At 58.4% G+C, this 17,186-nt stretch carries 14 protein-coding genes and 4 tRNA genes; 5 read left to right on the forward strand and 13 right to left on the reverse strand.

Going from position 1 to position 17,186, the window contains the following annotated elements; all coding sequences use genetic code 11:
• Positions 1-85 precede the first annotated feature (85 nt).
• Positions 86-985, reverse strand: coding sequence for a LysR family transcriptional regulator (locus GIW79_RS14855; protein ID WP_169918742.1), 900 nt, complete (start codon positions 983-985; stop codon positions 86-88).
• Positions 986-1,102: 117 nt separating this feature from the next.
• Between GIW79_RS14855 and GIW79_RS14860 the strand changes: the two genes are divergently transcribed.
• On the forward strand, positions 1,103-2,284 hold the full coding sequence (locus GIW79_RS14860; protein ID WP_127880739.1) for an MFS transporter: 1,182 nt from the start codon (positions 1,103-1,105) through the stop codon (positions 2,282-2,284).
• A 118-nt stretch (positions 2,285-2,402) separates the two neighbouring features.
• Entirely contained in the window at positions 2,403-3,746 is a 1,344-nt protein-coding gene (nhaA, locus tag GIW79_RS14865; protein ID WP_034127946.1) for a Na+/H+ antiporter NhaA, read from the forward strand.
• Positions 3,747-3,946: 200 nt separating this feature from the next.
• Here the strand turns inward: nhaA and GIW79_RS14870 are convergent, their stop codons facing one another.
• The 10 genes from GIW79_RS14870 to GIW79_RS14915 form a co-directional block, all read right to left on the reverse strand.
• The gene (locus tag GIW79_RS14870) at positions 3,947-5,821 is read right to left on the reverse strand and encodes a SurA N-terminal domain-containing protein (RefSeq protein ID WP_034127947.1); all 1,875 of its coding nucleotides are present in this window, start codon (positions 5,819-5,821) and stop codon (positions 3,947-3,949) included.
• Between the two features lie 228 nt (positions 5,822-6,049).
• Positions 6,050-6,322 (reverse strand): HU family DNA-binding protein, encoded by a 273-nt coding sequence (locus GIW79_RS14875; protein WP_003174819.1) that lies wholly within the window; start codon positions 6,320-6,322, stop codon positions 6,050-6,052.
• A 149-nt stretch (positions 6,323-6,471) separates the two neighbouring features.
• Complete coding sequence (lon, locus tag GIW79_RS14880) at positions 6,472-8,868, reverse strand: endopeptidase La (protein WP_034127948.1); 2,397 nt, start codon at positions 8,866-8,868, stop codon at positions 6,472-6,474.
• 189 nt (positions 8,869-9,057) lie between these two features.
• Positions 9,058-10,341: an ATP-dependent Clp protease ATP-binding subunit ClpX gene (gene clpX / locus GIW79_RS14885; RefSeq protein WP_003192254.1), complete on the reverse strand. Its 1,284-nt coding sequence runs from the start codon at positions 10,339-10,341 to the stop codon at positions 9,058-9,060.
• 112 nt (positions 10,342-10,453) lie between these two features.
• Positions 10,454-11,089: an ATP-dependent Clp endopeptidase proteolytic subunit ClpP gene (gene clpP, locus GIW79_RS14890; RefSeq protein ID WP_003192255.1), complete on the reverse strand. Its 636-nt coding sequence runs from the start codon at positions 11,087-11,089 to the stop codon at positions 10,454-10,456.
• Between the two features lie 91 nt (positions 11,090-11,180).
• Positions 11,181-12,491 (reverse strand): trigger factor, encoded by a 1,311-nt coding sequence (tig, locus tag GIW79_RS14895; RefSeq protein ID WP_034127949.1) that lies wholly within the window; start codon positions 12,489-12,491, stop codon positions 11,181-11,183.
• Positions 12,492-12,894: 403 nt separating this feature from the next.
• Positions 12,895-12,970: transfer RNA gene (locus GIW79_RS14900), tRNA-His, on the reverse strand.
• A gap of 77 nt (positions 12,971-13,047) precedes the next feature.
• Positions 13,048-13,132: transfer RNA gene (locus tag GIW79_RS14905), tRNA-Leu, on the reverse strand.
• A gap of 57 nt (positions 13,133-13,189) precedes the next feature.
• A tRNA-His gene (locus tag GIW79_RS14910) sits at positions 13,190-13,265 on the reverse strand.
• Between the two features lie 32 nt (positions 13,266-13,297).
• A tRNA-Arg gene (locus GIW79_RS14915) sits at positions 13,298-13,374 on the reverse strand.
• 275 nt (positions 13,375-13,649) lie between these two features.
• Here GIW79_RS14915 and folD point away from each other — a divergent pair.
• Positions 13,650-14,504: a bifunctional methylenetetrahydrofolate dehydrogenase/methenyltetrahydrofolate cyclohydrolase FolD gene (gene folD, locus GIW79_RS14920; protein ID WP_003192259.1), complete on the forward strand. Its 855-nt coding sequence runs from the start codon at positions 13,650-13,652 to the stop codon at positions 14,502-14,504.
• A 207-nt stretch (positions 14,505-14,711) separates the two neighbouring features.
• On the forward strand, positions 14,712-15,635 hold the full coding sequence (gene pbpG, locus GIW79_RS14925) for a D-alanyl-D-alanine endopeptidase (RefSeq protein WP_236455073.1): 924 nt from the start codon (positions 14,712-14,714) through the stop codon (positions 15,633-15,635).
• A gap of 52 nt (positions 15,636-15,687) precedes the next feature.
• Here the strand turns inward: pbpG and GIW79_RS14930 are convergent, their stop codons facing one another.
• The gene (locus tag GIW79_RS14930) at positions 15,688-16,353 is read right to left on the reverse strand and encodes a peptidase C39 family protein (protein ID WP_127880778.1); all 666 of its coding nucleotides are present in this window, start codon (positions 16,351-16,353) and stop codon (positions 15,688-15,690) included.
• Between the two features lie 212 nt (positions 16,354-16,565).
• Here GIW79_RS14930 and GIW79_RS14935 point away from each other — a divergent pair, with 212 nt between their 5' ends.
• The gene (locus GIW79_RS14935) at positions 16,566-16,727 is read left to right on the forward strand and encodes a hypothetical protein (protein WP_164919344.1); all 162 of its coding nucleotides are present in this window, start codon (positions 16,566-16,568) and stop codon (positions 16,725-16,727) included.
• Here the strand turns inward: GIW79_RS14935 and GIW79_RS14940 are convergent.
• Entirely contained in the window at positions 16,724-17,134 is a 411-nt protein-coding gene (locus GIW79_RS14940; RefSeq protein WP_034127951.1) for a PA0061/PA0062 family lipoprotein, read from the reverse strand. The genes GIW79_RS14935 and GIW79_RS14940 overlap by 4 nt on opposite strands.
• Positions 17,135-17,186: the final 52 nt, after the last annotated feature.

Below are 17,186 nucleotides of genomic sequence, written 5' to 3' on the forward strand. Positions count from 1 at the left end.
AAATCCTGAAGAAAACGGTCCGGACGGTATTGTGCAACAGAACACGACATTGAAGCGCGATTCCTGTCGGTAAAACATCTCAAGCTCAGACAGCGGCGTCAGTAGGAAAAAGCCCGGCGCACATATGATCGATAAAGGCCCGCAGCTTGGCCGAAGCATGGCGACTGGCCGGCCACAGCAACCAGAAACTGCCGCGATGTTCGAGGTGCTCATCCAGCACCCGTCGCAAACGCCCATGCTGTACGGCCTGGTTGACCATGTAGTCCGGCAGGCACGCAATGCCCAGTCCTTCTTGCACCACATGATTGAGGGACTCGATGGTGGTGCTGACCAGCGGTGCGCGCAGGTTCAGTTCTGCCGCGCCCGGGACATGACGCAGCGGCCAAGGCTCCAGCTTACCGGTGGCGCAGAATTTGTGCCGCAGGCAGGCGTGATGATTCAGGTCCTGGGGCCGCCGGGGGGTGCCGTGCTGGTCGAAGTAGCCGGGCGTACCGACGAGGACCAACTGGTAATGCCCTAGATGGCGCACCATCAAGCGCGAATCTTCTGGCTTGCCGGTGCGAATCACCGCGTCGAAGCCCTCCTCTATCACGTCCACCATGCGATCGGAAAAATCCACATCCAACTCGATGTCCGGGTAGGCACGCATAAAATCGCTGATCACCGGCATCAACAAACCACGCACTTGGGGCACACTGATCCGCAGCTTGCCGCGAGGCTTGGCAGTGACCTCAGTCAATTCCTGTTCGGCCGCTTCCAACTCCGCCAGGATGCGCCGCGAACGTTCCAGGAAGAGCGCGCCCTCGCTGGTCAGAGTGATGCTGCGGGTGCTGCGATGAAACAACCTGACGCCCAGGCGCTCTTCCATTCGCGCAATGCTTTTACCCACCGCCGACGATGACACGCCCAGTGCACGGCCCGCAGCGGTGAAGCTAAGCGTTTGCGCGACCTGCACAAAAACCGAGAGGCTGCCCAGATTGTCCATGGTGATGCCTTTGCCGATTGCGGACATCAACGTCCGATAAGTTCGGAACCTTAGCCTGTTTTTCCGCGCCTTGCAGCCCCCTACCCTGGCGCCTTGACCCTTTCAAGGAGAGCCCCGATGAACGACAGCCCCCAATTGATCGATACAGCCCCCCACGCTGAACCCCTGCCACTGGCCGGTTTGCTGGCGTTGGCCTGCGCCGGCTTTATCACCATCCTCACCGAGGCAATGCCCGCCGGTTTGTTACCGCAAATCGGTGCTGGGCTCGGGGTCTCCCAGGCTCTGGTCGGGCAACTGGTAACGCTCTATGCGCTCGGCTCGTTGCTCGCCGCTATCCCGCTGACATTGCTGACCCGGGGTTGGCGCCGGCGGCCGTTGCTGTTGATCGCCATCGGCGGCTTTGCATTGGTTAACAGTGTCACCGCCTTTTCCAGCCACTATGGCTTGACCTTGGCTGCACGATTTTTCGCCGGTGTGTTCGCGGGCTTGCTGTGGGCCTTGCTGGCGGGTTACGCCAGTCGTATGGTCGCACCTCATCTGCAGGGCCGGGCGATTGCCGTGGCCATGCTGGGTGCGCCGCTGGCCTTGTCCCTCGGCGTGCCCGCCGGCACCCTGCTGGGTACGCTGGTCGGATGGCGCGCCAGTTTTGCCATCATGACTGGCCTGACCCTGTTACTGCTGGTATGGGCGCGTTGGCAACTGCCGGATTTTGCCGGTGAACCGCCAAGCAAACGCCTCGGCTTACGTCAGGTACTGGCGTTGCCAGGCATACGGCCGGTGCTCTGGGTGACCTTTACCTACGTGCTCGCACATAACATTCTCTATACCTACATCGCCCCTTTGCTGGTGCCCGCCGGTATCGGCCGCGAGATTGATCGCGTGCTGCTGGTGTTCGGCCTGATGGCCCTGCTGAGTATCTGGCTGGTAGGCGTCTGGATTGACCGGCACCTGAGGCTACTGACCCTCATCAGTTGCGCGATGTTCGCCGTTGCGGCCCTGCTGCTCGGATTATGGTTCAACTGCGTAGTCGCCATTTACGTCAGCGTGGCGTTGTGGGGGCTCGCCTTCGGTGGGCTGCCCGCGCTCTTGCAAACCGCGCTGGCCAAGTCGGCTGGCAACTCGGCCGATGCCGCCCAATCGATGTTGGTCACGGTATGGAACCTGGGCATCGCCGGAGGTGGATTAGTGGGCGGGCTCTTGCTCGAACGTTGGGGCGTCGTGGCATTTCCATGGGCAGTTCTAGGATTGATCGTGTTGGCGCTGGGCGCAATCCGGGGTAAAGCGCTGCCCGCGCGATGACAAGTTTGTTTACAACTTATTCCTCACCTTCCTATCATCGCCCCTGGGTGCGTTGTTGCATAAAGCACGGCGCAGGTTAAAAGCCAAGCATTGGTCGGGCCGCCAATGGAGATTTGTCGTGCCTGATAAACACCCCGCCATCCCCCGCCCCCAGCGCTTGACTGAGGGCGCGCTGTCCGCCCTTGAGCGCTTTTCACACATCGAAGCCGTCAGCGGGATCGTGCTGCTGCTGGCCGCCATCGTCGCGCTGGTGTGGGCCAACAGCCCCGCCGCCGCGACCTACGAGCATTTCTGGAACACGCCCATCACCCTCGGGCTGGGTGATTACAGCGTGTCGCGCTCCCTGCATTTTCTGGTAAATGACGGGCTGATGACCATTTTCTTTCTGGTGGTCGGTGCCGAGATCCGCCAGGAAATCAAAGACGGCGCCCTCGCCAACCTGAAGCTGGCCACGCTGCCCTTGGGCGCGGCGTTGGGCGGTGTGCTGATGCCCGCACTCATCTACACCCTGCTCAACCACGACACCGCCGCCGCGAGTGGCTGGGCAGTCCCCACCGCGACCGACATCGCCTTTGCCGTGGGTGTGCTTGCGCTGCTGGGCAAATCGATTCCCAGTGGCGTACGCATCCTGCTGTTGGCCTTGGCGATCATCGATGACATCGTGGCGATCCTGATCATCGCGATCTTTTTCACCGCCAGCCTCGACTACATGGGCTTGGTGATTGCTGCCGGCGGGCTGGCCCTGGTGTTGGTGTTCCAACGCATGGGCATCAGCAAGGCGGCGATCTACCTGCTGCCAGGCGCTATCGTGTGGTTTGGCCTGCTCAAGACCGGCGTGCACCCAACGCTCGCCGGGGTGATCCTTGGCTTGATGACCCCCGTCAATTCCAAGCCCACGCGGGAACGCCCGCTGGAAACCATCGAACGCACCTTCAACGAGCTGATGGACCGGTTCTCGCAGCCAGCCGAAGGGACCCAGCAAGTCGCCACGCCCCTCAAGCAATTGCGCGAAGCTCAACGGGAAATACTGCCGCCGGTGCAGCGTGTTCAATCGGCGCTGCACCCCTGGGTAGCGTTCGGCGTGATGCCGCTGTTTGCATTGGCCAACGCCGGTGTGAGCCTGGACGGTTTCAATCTGGATGACCCGCTGGCCCACGGTGTGTTCATGGGCGTCATCTTCGCCCTGGTGCTCGGCAAGCCTCTGGGCGTGATGCTGGCGAGCCTGGCGCTGGTCAAGCTCAACATCTGCAAGCTGCCGGACGGTGTGACCTGGACGGGCGTTGGCCTCGTCGGCCTGCTGGCGGGGATCGGTTTCACCATGTCGATCTTTATCTCTTCCCTGGCATTTTCCGACCCGGCCCTGCTGTCGGCTGCGAAGCTGAGCGTATTGGCGGCTTCAACCCTGGCGGCGGTGATCGGGTTGACATGGGGCAAGCTCAAGTTTGCTGCCAAGCCTATCTGAGGCAGAGCACCAACCTGTGGCGAGGGAGCTTGCTCCCGCTGGGTCGCGAAGCGGCCCTAAAAAGCCGGGACTGCTGCGCAGTCAACGGGAGCAAGCTCCCTCGCCACAGTGACAGTCCCATTTAACTGAGTAGCCGCTTTATCAAGGGCAAAAAAAGACCCCGGCCTTTTCAGGTCGGGGTCTTTTTATTCAGGCCGGCATCAATACTTCTTGATGTCTGCCTGGGTTTCCAGCTGCTTGCGGTAGGCCGCGAAGTCCTGCTGGCCAATACGGGAAGCGAGGAAGCGGCGGTATTGCGCTTTTTCTTCGTCCGTAGGGGCCGCTGCTTCGTTCACGCCGTTCAAGCGCACGATCACCAGGCTGCCATCGCGCAGGGTCACGGTGGTGAAGGTCGGCTTGTCCTTGGCCGCAGGCTTGGGCATGCGGAACAAGGCTTGCAGCACGGCCGGGTCGATGGAGTCCTGACCACGGGTAGCTGCCTCAGTCACCTTCCAGGCCTGGCCGTCAACCGGCTGGTCCAGCGCGGTCTTGCCATCACGCAGGCTGGCGATCAACTCGTCGGCATGGGCTTTGGCGGCAGCGCTCGCGCGCTCCTTGGTCATCTGGGTGCGAATGGCCGCAGCGACGTTCTCCAGCGGCAACTGGGCCGGCTTGAGATGCTCTTTGGCACGCAGCACGATGATGGTTTCCGGGTCCAGCTCGATAGCGCTGCTGTTTGCACCTTCATCCAGCACTTCCGGGCTGAAGGCTGCAGTGACCACGGCACGGTTGGCCGCAACACCTTCGCCACCTTCACGGCCAAACGGCGCGGAAGTGTGGACGGTCAGCTTCAGGTCAGACGCCGGCTGGGCCAGGTCAGAGGCTTCGAATGCCGCATCTTCCAATTGCTTGGTCGCTTCGACAAAACGCTGTTCAACCTGCTGTGCCTTGAGCTCGCGGGTCAGCTTGTCTTTCAGGCTGGCGAACGATGGCACCTCAGGCGCTTCAACGCCCAGCAACTTGATCAGATGCCAACCGAAGGTAGTGCGCACTGGCGCCGACACCTGGTCTTGCTTCAAGCCGTACAGCGCGGTTTCGAAGTCCGGGTCATAAACGCCAGGGCCGGCAAAGCCGAGGTCACCGCCATTGTTGGCCGAACCTGGGTCCTGGGAGAACTCCTTGGCCAGGGCTTCGAACTTCTCACCCTTGGCCAGGCGCGCCTGGATGTCTTCGATCTTGGCCTTGGCTTGCGCCTCGGTGACCTTGTCGTTGACTTCAATCAGGATATGCGCGGCACGACGCTGTTCAGCGAGGTTGGCGGTTTCCTTCTCGTAGGCAGCCTGCAGCTCATCGTCCTTGACGCTGACCTGGTCGAAGAAGGAAGACTTCTTCAACTCCAGATAGTCGATGACCACCTGGTCCGGGGTCATGAACTCTTTGGCGTGCTGGTCGTAGTAGGCCTTGACCTCGTCGTCGGTGAGTTTCACCGCCGCAGGGTCAGCCTTGATGTTGACGGTAGCGAAGTCGCGGGTCTGTTTTTCCAGACGGGCAAATGCCAGCACCTCGGCGTCGGTCACAAAACCGCTGCCGGCGATGCCTGCGCGAACCTGGCCGATCAGCATTTCCTGGGTCAGCATTTGACGGAATTGCATGCGGCTATAGCCCAGCTGACGGATCACCTGGTCAAAGCGTTCGGCGTTGAACTTGCCGTCCACCTGGAATTCCGGCGTCTGCAGGATCACCTGGTCCAGCGCCGCTTCCGAGAAGCCGAACTTGGAATCGGCAGCACCTTGCAGCAGCAGCTTGCGGTCGATCAGGCCCTTGAGGGCAGCATCGCGCAGCAGTTTTTCGTCCAGCAGGGAAGCATCGAAATCCTTGCCCAACTGTTGCATCAGCTGGCGCCGTTGCATATCGACGGCCTGGCTCAGTTCGGTCTGGGTGATTTCTTCACCATTGACCTTGGCCACGTCCTGCTTGTTATTACCCGAAGCCTGGAAAATGGCTTCGATACCGGTGAACGCCATCAAAGCGACGATGATCCCGATAATGGTCTTGGCAATCCAGCCTTGTGAATTGTCCCTGATATTTTGCAGCATGCGTCCCCCAGAAACGGTTGAACTTCAAAAATTAGGCAACCGTGGAGCGTGGGTAGAGTCCGGATAGAAGAAAGGCGCATCCGAGGATGCGCCTTCTCGTAACTGGCGGAGCGGACGGGGGTTCGAATCTGCACCCCCGGCGTGGCGACCCGATACGTGGGTCAGCTACCGCTCCGCTGCCAGGCCAGACCTGCGTCCGACCCGGGTAAGCAAAGGCTTGAACGAAGCTTAGTTAACGGCTTCTTTCAGGGCTTTACCGGCTTTGAAACCTGGTTTCTTGGCAGCAGCGATTTGCAGTGCTTTGCCGGTCTGTGGGTTACGGCCAGTGCGAGCTGGGCGGTCAGTCACAGAGAAAGTACCGAAGCCTACCAGTACCACGGAGTCGCCGGCCTTCAGAGCGCCAGTGACGGATTCGATTACTGCGTCCAGCGCACGGCCAGCAGCAGCTTTCGGGATATCAGCGGATGCAGCGATAGCATCAATCAGTTCCGACTTGTTCACTCTAAGTCCCCTTATATATCTATTGAGTATGATTCTAAGTTTTTTGGTAAAAAGCAAAACCAGTGCTGAATGGCCTACAGACACTTAAGAGCCGCTTTATAACAAGGGCTCTAAAAAGCTGTCAAGGAAGCCCCCCAGGCTCCAACACATTAATGCGTGCTAATTCTTTCCTTGGAATCGGACTCGCGTTTTTCGTCCTTCGCGACTATCTCCGGGACCACATCCGGCAAGGGCTCCGGCGCGTATTGCAGCGCAATTTGCAGGACCTCGTCAATCCATTTAACCGGTTTAATCTGAAGATCCTGCTTGATATTGTCAGGAATTTCCTTCAAGTCGCGAACATTCTCTTCAGGAATGATCACGGTCTTGATTCCACCCCGGTGCGCAGCGAGTAATTTCTCTTTCAGACCACCGATCGCCAATACCTGACCACGCAGGGTAATTTCCCCGGTCATCGCCACATCGGCGCGTACAGGAATGCCGGTCAACGCTGATACCAGCGCCGTGCACATGCCTACGCCAGCGCTAGGGCCGTCTTTAGGGGTCGCCCCTTCCGGCATGTGGATATGGGTGTCGTGCTTCTCGTGGAAGTCCAGCGGGATGCCCAGGCTGCGGGCGCGGCTGCGCACCACGGTCTGCGCGGCGGTAATGGATTCGACCATCACGTCCCCCAGGGAACCGGTCTTGATCAATTGGCCTTTGCCCGGAATCACCGCAGCTTCGATGGTGAGCAATTCGCCACCTACCTGAGTCCACGCCAAACCAGTCACCTGGCCGACCTGATCCTGTTGCTCGGCCAGGCCGTAGCGGAATTTCTTCACGCCCAGGAAGTGTTCCAGGGAATCGGCAACTACCTTCACAGAGAAGCGTTTTTCCAGCGCGTGCTCCTTCACCGCCTTGCGGCAGATCTTCGCGATCTGGCGCTCAAGGCCCCGTACACCGGCCTCGCGGGTGTAGTAGCGCACGATGTCACGGATCGCCTCGACCTCGAATTCGATCTCGCCCTTCTTCAGGCCGTTGGCCGAAATCTGCTTGGGCGCCAGGTACTTGACGGCGATGTTGATCTTCTCGTCTTCGGTGTATCCCGGCAGACGAATCACCTCCATCCGATCCAGCAAGGCTGGCGGAATGTTCATGGAGTTGGAGGTGCACAAGAACATTACGTCAGACAAGTCGTAGTCGACTTCCAGGTAATGGTCGTTGAAATTATGGTTCTGCTCGGGATCAAGCACTTCGAGCAAGGCCGACGCCGGATCGCCACGCATATCGCTGCCCATTTTGTCGATTTCATCGAGCAGGAACAGCGGGTTGCGTACACCCACCTTTGTCATCTTTTGAATCAATCTTCCTGGCATCGAACCGATGTAGGTGCGGCGATGACCACGGATTTCCGCTTCGTCACGCACGCCACCCAAGGCCATGCGCACGAACTTGCGGTTAGTCGCGCTGGCAATCGATTCCGCCAGGGATGTTTTACCCACACCTGGAGGCCCGACCAGGCACAACACCGGCCCGCGGATTTTTTTCACACGCTTTTGCACGGCGAGGTACTCAAGGATGCGCTCCTTGACCTCTTCCAGGCCGTAATGGTCAGCGTCGAGGATCTCTTCAGCACGGGCCAGGTCCAGGCGCACCTTGGTCTGGGCTTTCCACGGCACTTGCACCAACCAGTCGATATACGAGCGCACCACGGTGGCTTCGGCCGACATCGGCGACATCTGCTTGAGCTTGTTCAGCTCCGCGGTGGCCTTGGTCAGGGCGTCTTTGGGCAGGCCAGCGGCATCGATACGCTTCTTCAGCTCTTCGATTTCGTTGTGGCCTTCCTCGCCGTCACCGAGTTCTTTCTGAATGGCCTTCATCTGCTCATTCAGATAGTACTCGCGCTGGCTACGCTCCATCTGCTTCTTCACACGGCCACGGATGCGTTTCTCAACCTGCAGCAGGTCGATTTCGCCATCCAGCAACGCCAGCACGTGTTCGACACGGGCCGACAGGTCGATGATTTCGAGGATGTCTTGCTTCTGCTCGATCTTCAGCGCCATGTGGGCGGCCATGGTGTCGACCAGGCGGCTTGGCTCATCAATGCTGTTGAGGGACGACAGGACTTCAGCCGGAACTTTCTTGCCCAACTGCACATACTGCTCGAACTGCGAGAGCAGGCTGCGCACGAACACCTCGGACTCCCGCTCCGGGGCTTCGACTTCGTCGATCAGCGCCACTTCTGCGCGCAGGTGGCCGTCCACCTCCATGAAACGCTCTACGGCGCCGCGCTGCTCACCTTCGACCAACACCTTGACGGTGCCATCGGGCAGTTTGAGCAATTGCAGGACAGTGGCAATGGTGCCGACGCGATACAGGGCATCTTCACCTGGATCATCATCAGCAGGATTCTTCTGGGCCAACAGCAGGATTTGCTTGTCGCCCGTCATCGCGGCCTCGAGGGCTTCGATAGACTTCTCGCGCCCCACGAACAGCGGGATAACCATGTGCGGATAGACGACGACATCACGCAACGGCAGGAGAGGCAATTCGATGGTTGTCTTCATGATTTCGCCTCTATGACAGTTCAAAAATAAGCTTGAAACCAAGATGGGGGTTACATGCAAAAAAAACAAGCTCAATGCCAGTAGTTAAACGCATGAATACACGCGAATTTAACCACCGCTCCGAGAAAAGCCCCCAAAAAAACAAGGGGCCCCTAGAGGCCCCTTGCTTGTACCGCAACTGCTGAACGCTTACGCGTCGGGTGCAGCCTTGGCAGCCGGCTCACTGTTTTCGTAGATATACAGTGGCTTGGACTTGCCTTCGATCACGCTTTCGTCGATCACCACTTTACTCACCTCGGACTGCGAGGGGATTTCGTACATGGTGTCGAGCAATACGCCTTCGAGAATAGAACGCAGGCCACGTGCACCGGTCTTGCGCTCCAGTGCCCGCTTGGCCACCGATTTCAGCGCGTCGGTACGGAACTCGAGGTCTACACCTTCCATCTCGAACAATTTGCCGTATTGCTTGGTCAGGGCGTTTTTCGGCTCGGTGAGGATCTGGATCAAAGCCGCCTCATCCAACTCGTCCAACGTGGCCAGGACCGGCAGACGGCCAACGAATTCCGGGATCAGACCGAACTTGACCAGATCGTCAGGCTCGACTTCACGCAGGGACTCCCCAACCTTCTTGCCTTCTTCCTTGCTACGCACTTCCGCACTGAAACCAATGCCGCCACGGGTGGAACGCTGCTGAATCACCTTCTCCAGACCGGAGAACGCACCGCCACAAATGAACAGGATGTTGCGCGTATCAACCTGAAGGAATTCCTGCTGCGGGTGCTTGCGGCCGCCTTGTGGCGGAACGGAAGCAACCGTGCCTTCGATCAGTTTCAACAGGGCCTGCTGCACGCCTTCACCGGAAACGTCCCGGGTGATCGACGGGTTGTCCGACTTGCGCGAGATCTTGTCGATCTCGTCGATGTAGACAATACCCATCTGGGCCTTCTCTACGTCGTAGTCGCACTTCTGCAGCAGTTTCTGAATGATGTTCTCGACATCTTCACCCACGTAGCCAGCCTCGGTGAGGGTGGTGGCGTCGGCGATGGTGAACGGAACGTTCAACAGGCGAGCGAGGGTTTCTGCAAGCAGGGTTTTACCCGAGCCTGTAGGACCGATCAGCAAGATGTTGCTCTTGCCAAGTTCAACCTCGTCACCTTTCTTGTCACGCTGGTTCAAGCGCTTGTAGTGGTTGTACACCGCTACGGCCAGAACCTTCTTTGCACGCTCTTGACCAATGACGTACTGGTCAAGGATGCCGCTGATTTCTTTAGGCGAAGGTAATTTATGCGCACTGCTCTCGGCCTGGGCTTCCTGCACCTCCTCACGGATGATGTCATTGCACAGGTCGACGCATTCGTCGCAGATAAACACCGAGGGGCCGGCAATCAATTTGCGTACTTCATGCTGGCTTTTGCCACAGAAGGAGCAATAGAGCAGCTTGCCGTTGTCCTCGCCGTTGCGGGTGTCAGTCATTCGTTCGATCCAAATCCGATAGGCTTGCAACACAAGATGAAGGCTTATGCGGGCTTTTTCAAGCCCGCCAGTGGTCGGAGATGCCGACCAGCCCTATTTTGAGCGGCTTATATTAAGCGGGGCGCTTGTCGATCACTGCGTCGATCAACCCGTATTCCTTGGCGGCTTCAGCGCTCATGAAATTGTCACGGTTGGTATCGCGCTCGATTTCTTCCAGGGTGCGCCCGCTGTGCTTGGCCATCAGCGTGTTGAGACGCTCACGAATGAAGAGGATTTCCTTGGCGTGGATTTCGATGTCCGACGCCTGGCCCTGGAAACCGCCCAGTGGCTGGTGAATCATCACACGCGAGTTCGGCAGGCAGAAACGCTTGCCTTCGGCACCCGCGGTCAGCAGGAAGGCGCCCATGCTGCACGCCTGGCCAATACAGGTGGTCGACACGTTTGGCTTGATGAACTGCATGGTGTCGTAGATCGACATGCCCGCAGTCACCGAACCGCCCGGTGAGTTGATGTAGAGATGGATGTCCTTGTCCGGGTTTTCCGCTTCAAGGAACAGCAATTGCGCACAAATCAGGTTGGCCATGTAGTCCTCTACCGGGCCAACCAGAAAGATCACTCGCTCCTTGAGCAGGCGCGAGTAGATGTCGTAGGCGCGTTCGCCACGAGCGGACTGCTCGACAACCATCGGGACCAGGCCGCCTGCGGCCTGGATATCAGAGTTCTGCTGAATATAGGAATTACGGAACATGCTCTGCAGTTACTCCCAAATAGTCATGTCTTGAAAACGCATAAGCCAGCGCGAGGCTGGCTTATGGTTGAATTTCCAACGAGTTGGACAATCAGTCGGCTTGTGCTGCTTCCGCCGGTTTGACTGCTTCTTCGTAAGAGACCGCTTTATCGGTCACCTTAGCCTTCTGCAGAACAGTATCCACAACTTGTTCTTCCAGCACAACCGAACGTACTTCGTTCATCTGCTGCTCGTTCTTGTAGTACCAAGCCACGACCTGCTCAGGCTCCTGGTAGGCCGAAGCCATTTCCTGGATCATTTCGCGAACGCGGTCTTCGTCTGGCTTGAGGTCAAACTGCTTGACCACTTCGGCCACGATCAGGCCCAGCACAACGCGGCGCTTGGCTTGCTCTTCGAACAGCTCGGCCGGCAGTTGGTCAGGCTTGATGTTGCCACCAAACTGCTGAACCGCTTGAACGCGCAGGCGATCCACTTCGTTGGACAGCAGGGCCTTAGGCACTTCGATCGGGTTGGCGGCCAGCAGACCGTCCATGACCTGGTTCTTGACCTTGGACTTGATAGCCTGGCGCAGCTCACGCTCCATGTTCTTGCGAACTTCGGTGCGGAAGCCTTCGATGCCGGTTTCCTTGATGCCGAACTGAGCGAAGAACTCTTCGTTCAGCTCTGGCAGCTTAGGCTCGGAAACGCTGTTGACGGTAACGGTGAACTCGGCGGCTTTGCCAGCCAGGTCCAGGTTCTGGTAGTCAGCAGGGAAAGTCAGGTTCAGAACGCGCTCTTCGCCGGCTTTGGCGCCAACCAGGCCGTCTTCGAAACCAGGAATCATGCGGTTGGAACCCAGCACCAGCTGAGTGCCCTTGGAGGAGCCGCCAGCGAAGACTTCGCCGTCAACCTTGCCAACGAAATCGATGTTCAGTTGGTCTTCGTTCTGGGCGGCACGGTCGGCCACTTCAAAACGAGTGTTCTGCTTGCGCAGGATTTCCAGCATGTTGTCCAGGTCCGAATCAGCCACTTCGGCGCTCAGACGCTCGATTTCGATACCTTCGAAACCGGCCACTTCAAATTCCGGGAACACTTCGAATACGGCAACGTATTCCAGGTCCTTGCCCGCTTCCAGGGACTTGGGCTCGATCGAAGGCGAGCCAGCAGGGTTCAGCTTCTGCTCGACAACGGCTTCGTAGAAGGAAGCCTGGATCACGTCACCTACAGCTTCCTGGCGCGCATCGGCACCAAAACGACGCTTGATTTCGCTCATAGGCACTTTGCCTGGACGGAAACCAGCGATCTTGGCCTTTTGGGCAGTCTGCTGCAGACGCTTGTTGACCGCAGTCTCGATACGCTCTGCCGGCACGGTGATGCTCAGGCGGCGCTCGAGAGCAGTAGTATTTTCAACAGAAACTTGCATGGATATTCCTCGTTGCACAGACATTAGCCGGCCATTTCCGACCCCAATCAAGGGCATGCATTCTAGTGGGTCAAACTCAAGAAGTCACCCTACTGAAAACACCGCGAAAAACAGCCGGCAATTTATCGGTACGAAAGCACTGAAGTACCTCGCCCCGGTGACAAATACAGCCAAATTGCGCCAGGGCTCTGCGCCGCCCCTCTCTCAATATATAGAAGGAACAACCATTCATCTCCCTGACGGCCCGCCCTGCGAACAAGGCGAGCAAGCAACGCGGCATCATCGAGATACATAAATACGACGACACGCCCTGCTGGGGCAGCCCAGCACCTGCAACCACCCAATATCAAACCGCCAAAACCAAAAAAGGCGCCAGACTGTTAAATCTGGCGCCTTTCGAATATGGGGTGGACGAAGGGGATCGAACCCTCGACAACGGGAGTCACAATCCCGTGCTCTACCAACTGAGCTACGCCCACCATAATGCGTTAACAAAGAAACCAAACCACTTCTTTGTTGAGCCCTGCCCCGCCTGACGACCGGGAAAAGCTTTAATTGGTGCGGATGAAGAGACTCGAACTCTTACGCCTCGCGGCGCTGGAACCTAAATCCAGTGTGTCTACCAATTCCACCACATCCGCGCTTGAAGCTCTTAAAGCAAAGGCGCCAGACTGTTAAATCTGGCGCCTTTCAGAATATGGGGTGGACGAAGGGGATCGAACCCTCGACAACGGGAGTCACAATCCCGTGCTCTACCAACTGAGCTACGCCCACCATATAGCGCTACTTGTGCCAAAGCTGCCTAATGGCGCACCCGGCAGGACTCGAACCTGCGACCATCCGCTTAGAAGGCGGATGCTCTATCCAGCTGAGCTACGGGCGCCTTATTAATCTGTACTCTTGGAGGATTACAAACTAAGTGCTTCCAGCCTTGCAGTACAACTATTCTGCTCGACCTTCTTAACCAGTGCTAGGCTGTGCCCGACAAGTGCGACGAATAGTATAGATGCCCTGGAAACCCGTCAAATCTTTTTTGAAAAAAACTGATTTTATTTAAGGGGTTAGGGCAATTTGCAGACCAAGCGCCTTTGCCCTCGCGCCTTGGCATGCGAGAATGCGCGCACTTTTCTTCCCCCTCTCGATGGTTAATCACGCGTAATGACTGCACAACTTATCGACGGCAAATCAATCGCCGCCAGCCTGCGCCAGCAGATCGCCAAACGAGTCACCGAGCGCAGCCAGCAAGGCCTGCGCACGCCTGGCCTCGCGGTGATCCTGGTCGGCAGCGATCCTGCCTCTCAGGTTTATGTCTCGCACAAGCGTAAAGACTGTGAAGAGGTCGGCTTTATTTCCAAGGCCTACGACTTGCCTTCGGACACCACTCAACAGGCCCTGACCGACCTGATTGACAGCCTCAACGATGACCCGGGCATGGACGGCATCCTCCTGCAACTGCCGCTGCCAGAGCATTTGGACGCCTCCAAACTGCTTGAGCGCATCCGCCCGGACAAAGACGTCGACGGTTTCCACCCTTATAACGTCGGCCGCCTGGCCCAACGCATTCCCCTGCTGCGCCCATGCACGCCTAAAGGCATCATGACGCTGCTGGAAAGCACCGGTGTCGACCTGTACGGCCTTGACGCTGTGGTGGTGGGCGCATCGAACATCGTCGGTCGCCCGATGGCCATGGAGCTGCTGCTGGCCGGCTGCACCGTGACCGTCACCCATCGCTTCACCAAGGACCTCGCCGGCCACGTCGGCCGTGCCGACCTGGTGGTAGTCGCCGCCGGCAAGCCGGGCCTGGTCAAGGGTGAGTGGATCAAGGAAGGCGCCATCGTTATTGACGTGGGTATCAACCGCCAGGAAGACGGCAAGTTGGTGGGCGACGTGGTGTATGAAACCGCCCTGCCCCGAGCAGGCTGGATCACGCCGGTCCCCGGCGGTGTCGGGCCGATGACCCGGGCCTGCTTGCTGGAAAACACCTTATATGCAGCGGAAACGCTGCACGGGTAATAACCAGAGGTGATGAAAAAGCCCTGCCTTAGCGCAGGGCTTTTTATTGCCCGTAAAAAAACCGTTTTTTCTTAGTTTTTAGGCACTTTCGTCTGGTTCTAGAAGAACATTCGACAGTTCTTCATCCATACTCCTAAAATGTAACGTCATTTGTCTTAAGACCCGTTCTACAACGGCATTTCCTTACTTTTTAGCGAGTTCATCCGCGTGAAAATTCGTCTTTCTATTGTCAGCCTGTTTTTTGCGTTAACAGGCACCTTCGCCCACGCCGCCGAATCCACCCTGGCCCCGCGTGACGCCTCCAAGCTGCAGATCGCCTCCGGCAGCGCCATGCTGGTCGACTTGCAGACCAATAAAGTCATTTATTCCAGCAACCCTGACGTGGTGGTACCTATCGCCTCGGTGAGCAAGCTGATGACTGGCCTGATCGTCCTCGAAGCCAAGCAGAACATGGACGAATACATCGACATCAACATCACCGACACGCCCGAGATGAAAGGCGTGTTCTCCCGGGTGAAGATCGGCAGCCAGATGCCACGCAAGGAAATGCTGCTGATCGCGCTGATGTCTTCGGAAAACCGCGCCGCCGCCAGCCTCGCCCACCACTATCCAGGCGGTTACGCGGCCTTCATTGCCGCGATGAACGCCAAGGCCAAGTCCCTGGGCATGACCAGCACCCACTACGTGGAGCCCACCGGCCTGTCGATCCATAACGTGTCGACCGCCCGCGACCTGAGCAAGCTGCTGGCCTATGCGCGCAAGTTTCCGATGCTGAGCCAGTTGAGCACCACCAAGGAAAAGACCGTGTCGTTCCGCAAGCCTAATTACACCTTGGGCTTCTCCAACACCGATCACCTGATCAACCGCGCCAACTGGGATATCAAGCTGACCAAGACCGGTTTCACCAACCAGGCCGGCCATTGCCTGGTGTTGGTGACGAGCATGGGCAATCGCCCGGTGTCGCTGGTGATTCTGGATGCCTTTGGCAAGTTCACCCATTTTGCCGATGCCAGCCGTATTCGTAGCTGGGTCGAGACCGGCAAAGGCGGCGCAGTGCCGGATGTGGCGCTGCGTTACAAGGCCGATAAAAACCTCAAGAACCGAGCGACCGCTGCGGAAGTGCGTCGATAAGCAACGGTTTTAGTGTGGGAGCGGGCTTGCCCGCTCCCACACTATTTGAGCTTCACTTCTTCTCTGCCAACACCTTGAGCGCTTGGGCCGCCGCTTGCTCCTGCCCCGCCTGCGCCGTGGCGTTGGCCGCATCGCGCCAGCGCTGCACGTCCACATTGGCCGGCAACTGGCTCGGGCGCTGGGTCAGAATGGCCCAATGGCCCGCGCTCGCCCACGCCGACTCGAAGTCGCTGAAGCTCATGATCAGCCGGCGCTCGTTGCCAGAGCGCAACAGCACCGTACTCTTCTGTTGGTTGAACCCCACCACCACGACATAGCGCGCCCCGGACCAATAACTGGCGTTGATCCGCGCCATCACCGGGTAACCCGCCGCCACCTGCGCCAGCACGGCGGTCAGCTTGGCCTCCAGTGGATACACCATCAGCCCGTATTCACGTGCCAACACTTGCATGTTGCGCTCAAGGTCCGCCTCGGCGCCGGGCAGGTGCAGCGGTTTATCAAGCAAACCCGGTGTCATGACAATGCCTTGTTGCGACAGCATGCTGGCAAGTGCCGTAGGACCGCTCTGATAAGCCTCGCTGCGAAAGGTCGGCACGCCAGTGAGTTCAACGCGCTCCGGCAAGCCTGGCAGTTTCGATGGTGTGCTGCTGGCACAGGCCGCCAGCCCAAGGGCAGCGGCGAGCAGCAAGGAGGTTTTAAGGTTCGACCGTAAGCGCAATTTTTTCACTCTCTTGATCAACTGCCGGTAAAGGCCTCCGATCATAGGGCGCCCCGCCCCGCCGGTATAGCCCACTGGCTCAGTAAAGCGGCGCTGATAGAGCAAAGAAGTTGGACCGACTCGACCATTGGTCAATAGCAGGCAACCGCCAGCTGACTAGACTGTCCATTGAGAAGACTGTGTGTGCCCCAAGTGGGCGAAAGGAGGCCCGAATGAGCCTTGCGACAACGATTTTCCTGTTGATCTGTGGTTGGCTGGCCGTCGCCGCCGCCATGCTGTGGGGAGTCATGCGCGTGACGCGCCGGCATCATCACCCCCACGTCAAACCTGCTGCACCTGCAGAACCGCACAAGGCGACGGCGCATCACGCCTAGCCAGGCATGCAATTGAAGTCCTGGGTCGCGGCAATTTCCTTGCCGTGGCCGTCCTCAAGAGACGCGCGCACCGTGGTGCCCAGGCTCGACTCCACCAGGGTGTAGTGCTCACCTGCCTTGAAATGCTTGTACTCGATGCGGCCCTGGCAGTCCTGCTGGTTGTCATCACCCGGCTCGTCTTCAAATAAAGTCACGTCCAGGCGATGGTCACCCGGGGTCACCTCAAAATAGCGCCCATCGTCCACCCGCTTGCCATCGACACGCTCGGCCATCAGGTCATTCGGCGCTTCTTCCTGCAAGCCGATCCAGGCTTCGCTGGGGTCCGCCTTGGGGATCGGGCCGGCGCAGGCCGACAGTAAACAGACAAAGCCAAGGACGGGAACTAACAACAGTGGTTTGAGTGACATGACAGGGCTCCAAAGGGCATGAATGAAAAGCTCGTATCCGATGGCTGACAAG

This window comes from Pseudomonas sp. PA-7-1E, from assembly GCF_021605325.1.
In the GTDB taxonomy this organism is placed as follows: domain Bacteria; phylum Pseudomonadota; class Gammaproteobacteria; order Pseudomonadales; family Pseudomonadaceae; genus Aquipseudomonas; species Aquipseudomonas fluorescens_BV.

Coding starts and splice junctions, on each gene's coding strand:
- GIW79_RS14940 (WP_034127951.1), bottom strand. CDS start 17,134: ATGTCACTCAAACCACTGTTGTTAGTTCCCGTCCTTGGCTTTGTCTGT.
- clpX (WP_003192254.1), bottom strand. CDS start 10,341: ATGACTGACACCCGCAACGGCGAGGACAACGGCAAGCTGCTCTATTGC.
- lon (WP_034127948.1), bottom strand. CDS start 8,868: ATGAAGACAACCATCGAATTGCCTCTCCTGCCGTTGCGTGATGTCGTC.
- clpP (WP_003192255.1), bottom strand. CDS start 11,089: ATGTTCCGTAATTCCTATATTCAGCAGAACTCTGATATCCAGGCCGCA.
- GIW79_RS14855 (WP_169918742.1), bottom strand. CDS start 985: ATGGACAATCTGGGCAGCCTCTCGGTTTTTGTGCAGGTCGCGCAAACG.
- folD (WP_003192259.1), top strand. CDS start 13,650: ATGACTGCACAACTTATCGACGGCAAATCAATCGCCGCCAGCCTGCGC.
- GIW79_RS14860 (WP_127880739.1), top strand. CDS start 1,103: ATGAACGACAGCCCCCAATTGATCGATACAGCCCCCCACGCTGAACCC.
- tig (WP_034127949.1), bottom strand. CDS start 12,491: ATGCAAGTTTCTGTTGAAAATACTACTGCTCTCGAGCGCCGCCTGAGC.
- GIW79_RS14870 (WP_034127947.1), bottom strand. CDS start 5,821: ATGCTGCAAAATATCAGGGACAATTCACAAGGCTGGATTGCCAAGACC.
- GIW79_RS14935 (WP_164919344.1), top strand. CDS start 16,566: ATGAGCCTTGCGACAACGATTTTCCTGTTGATCTGTGGTTGGCTGGCC.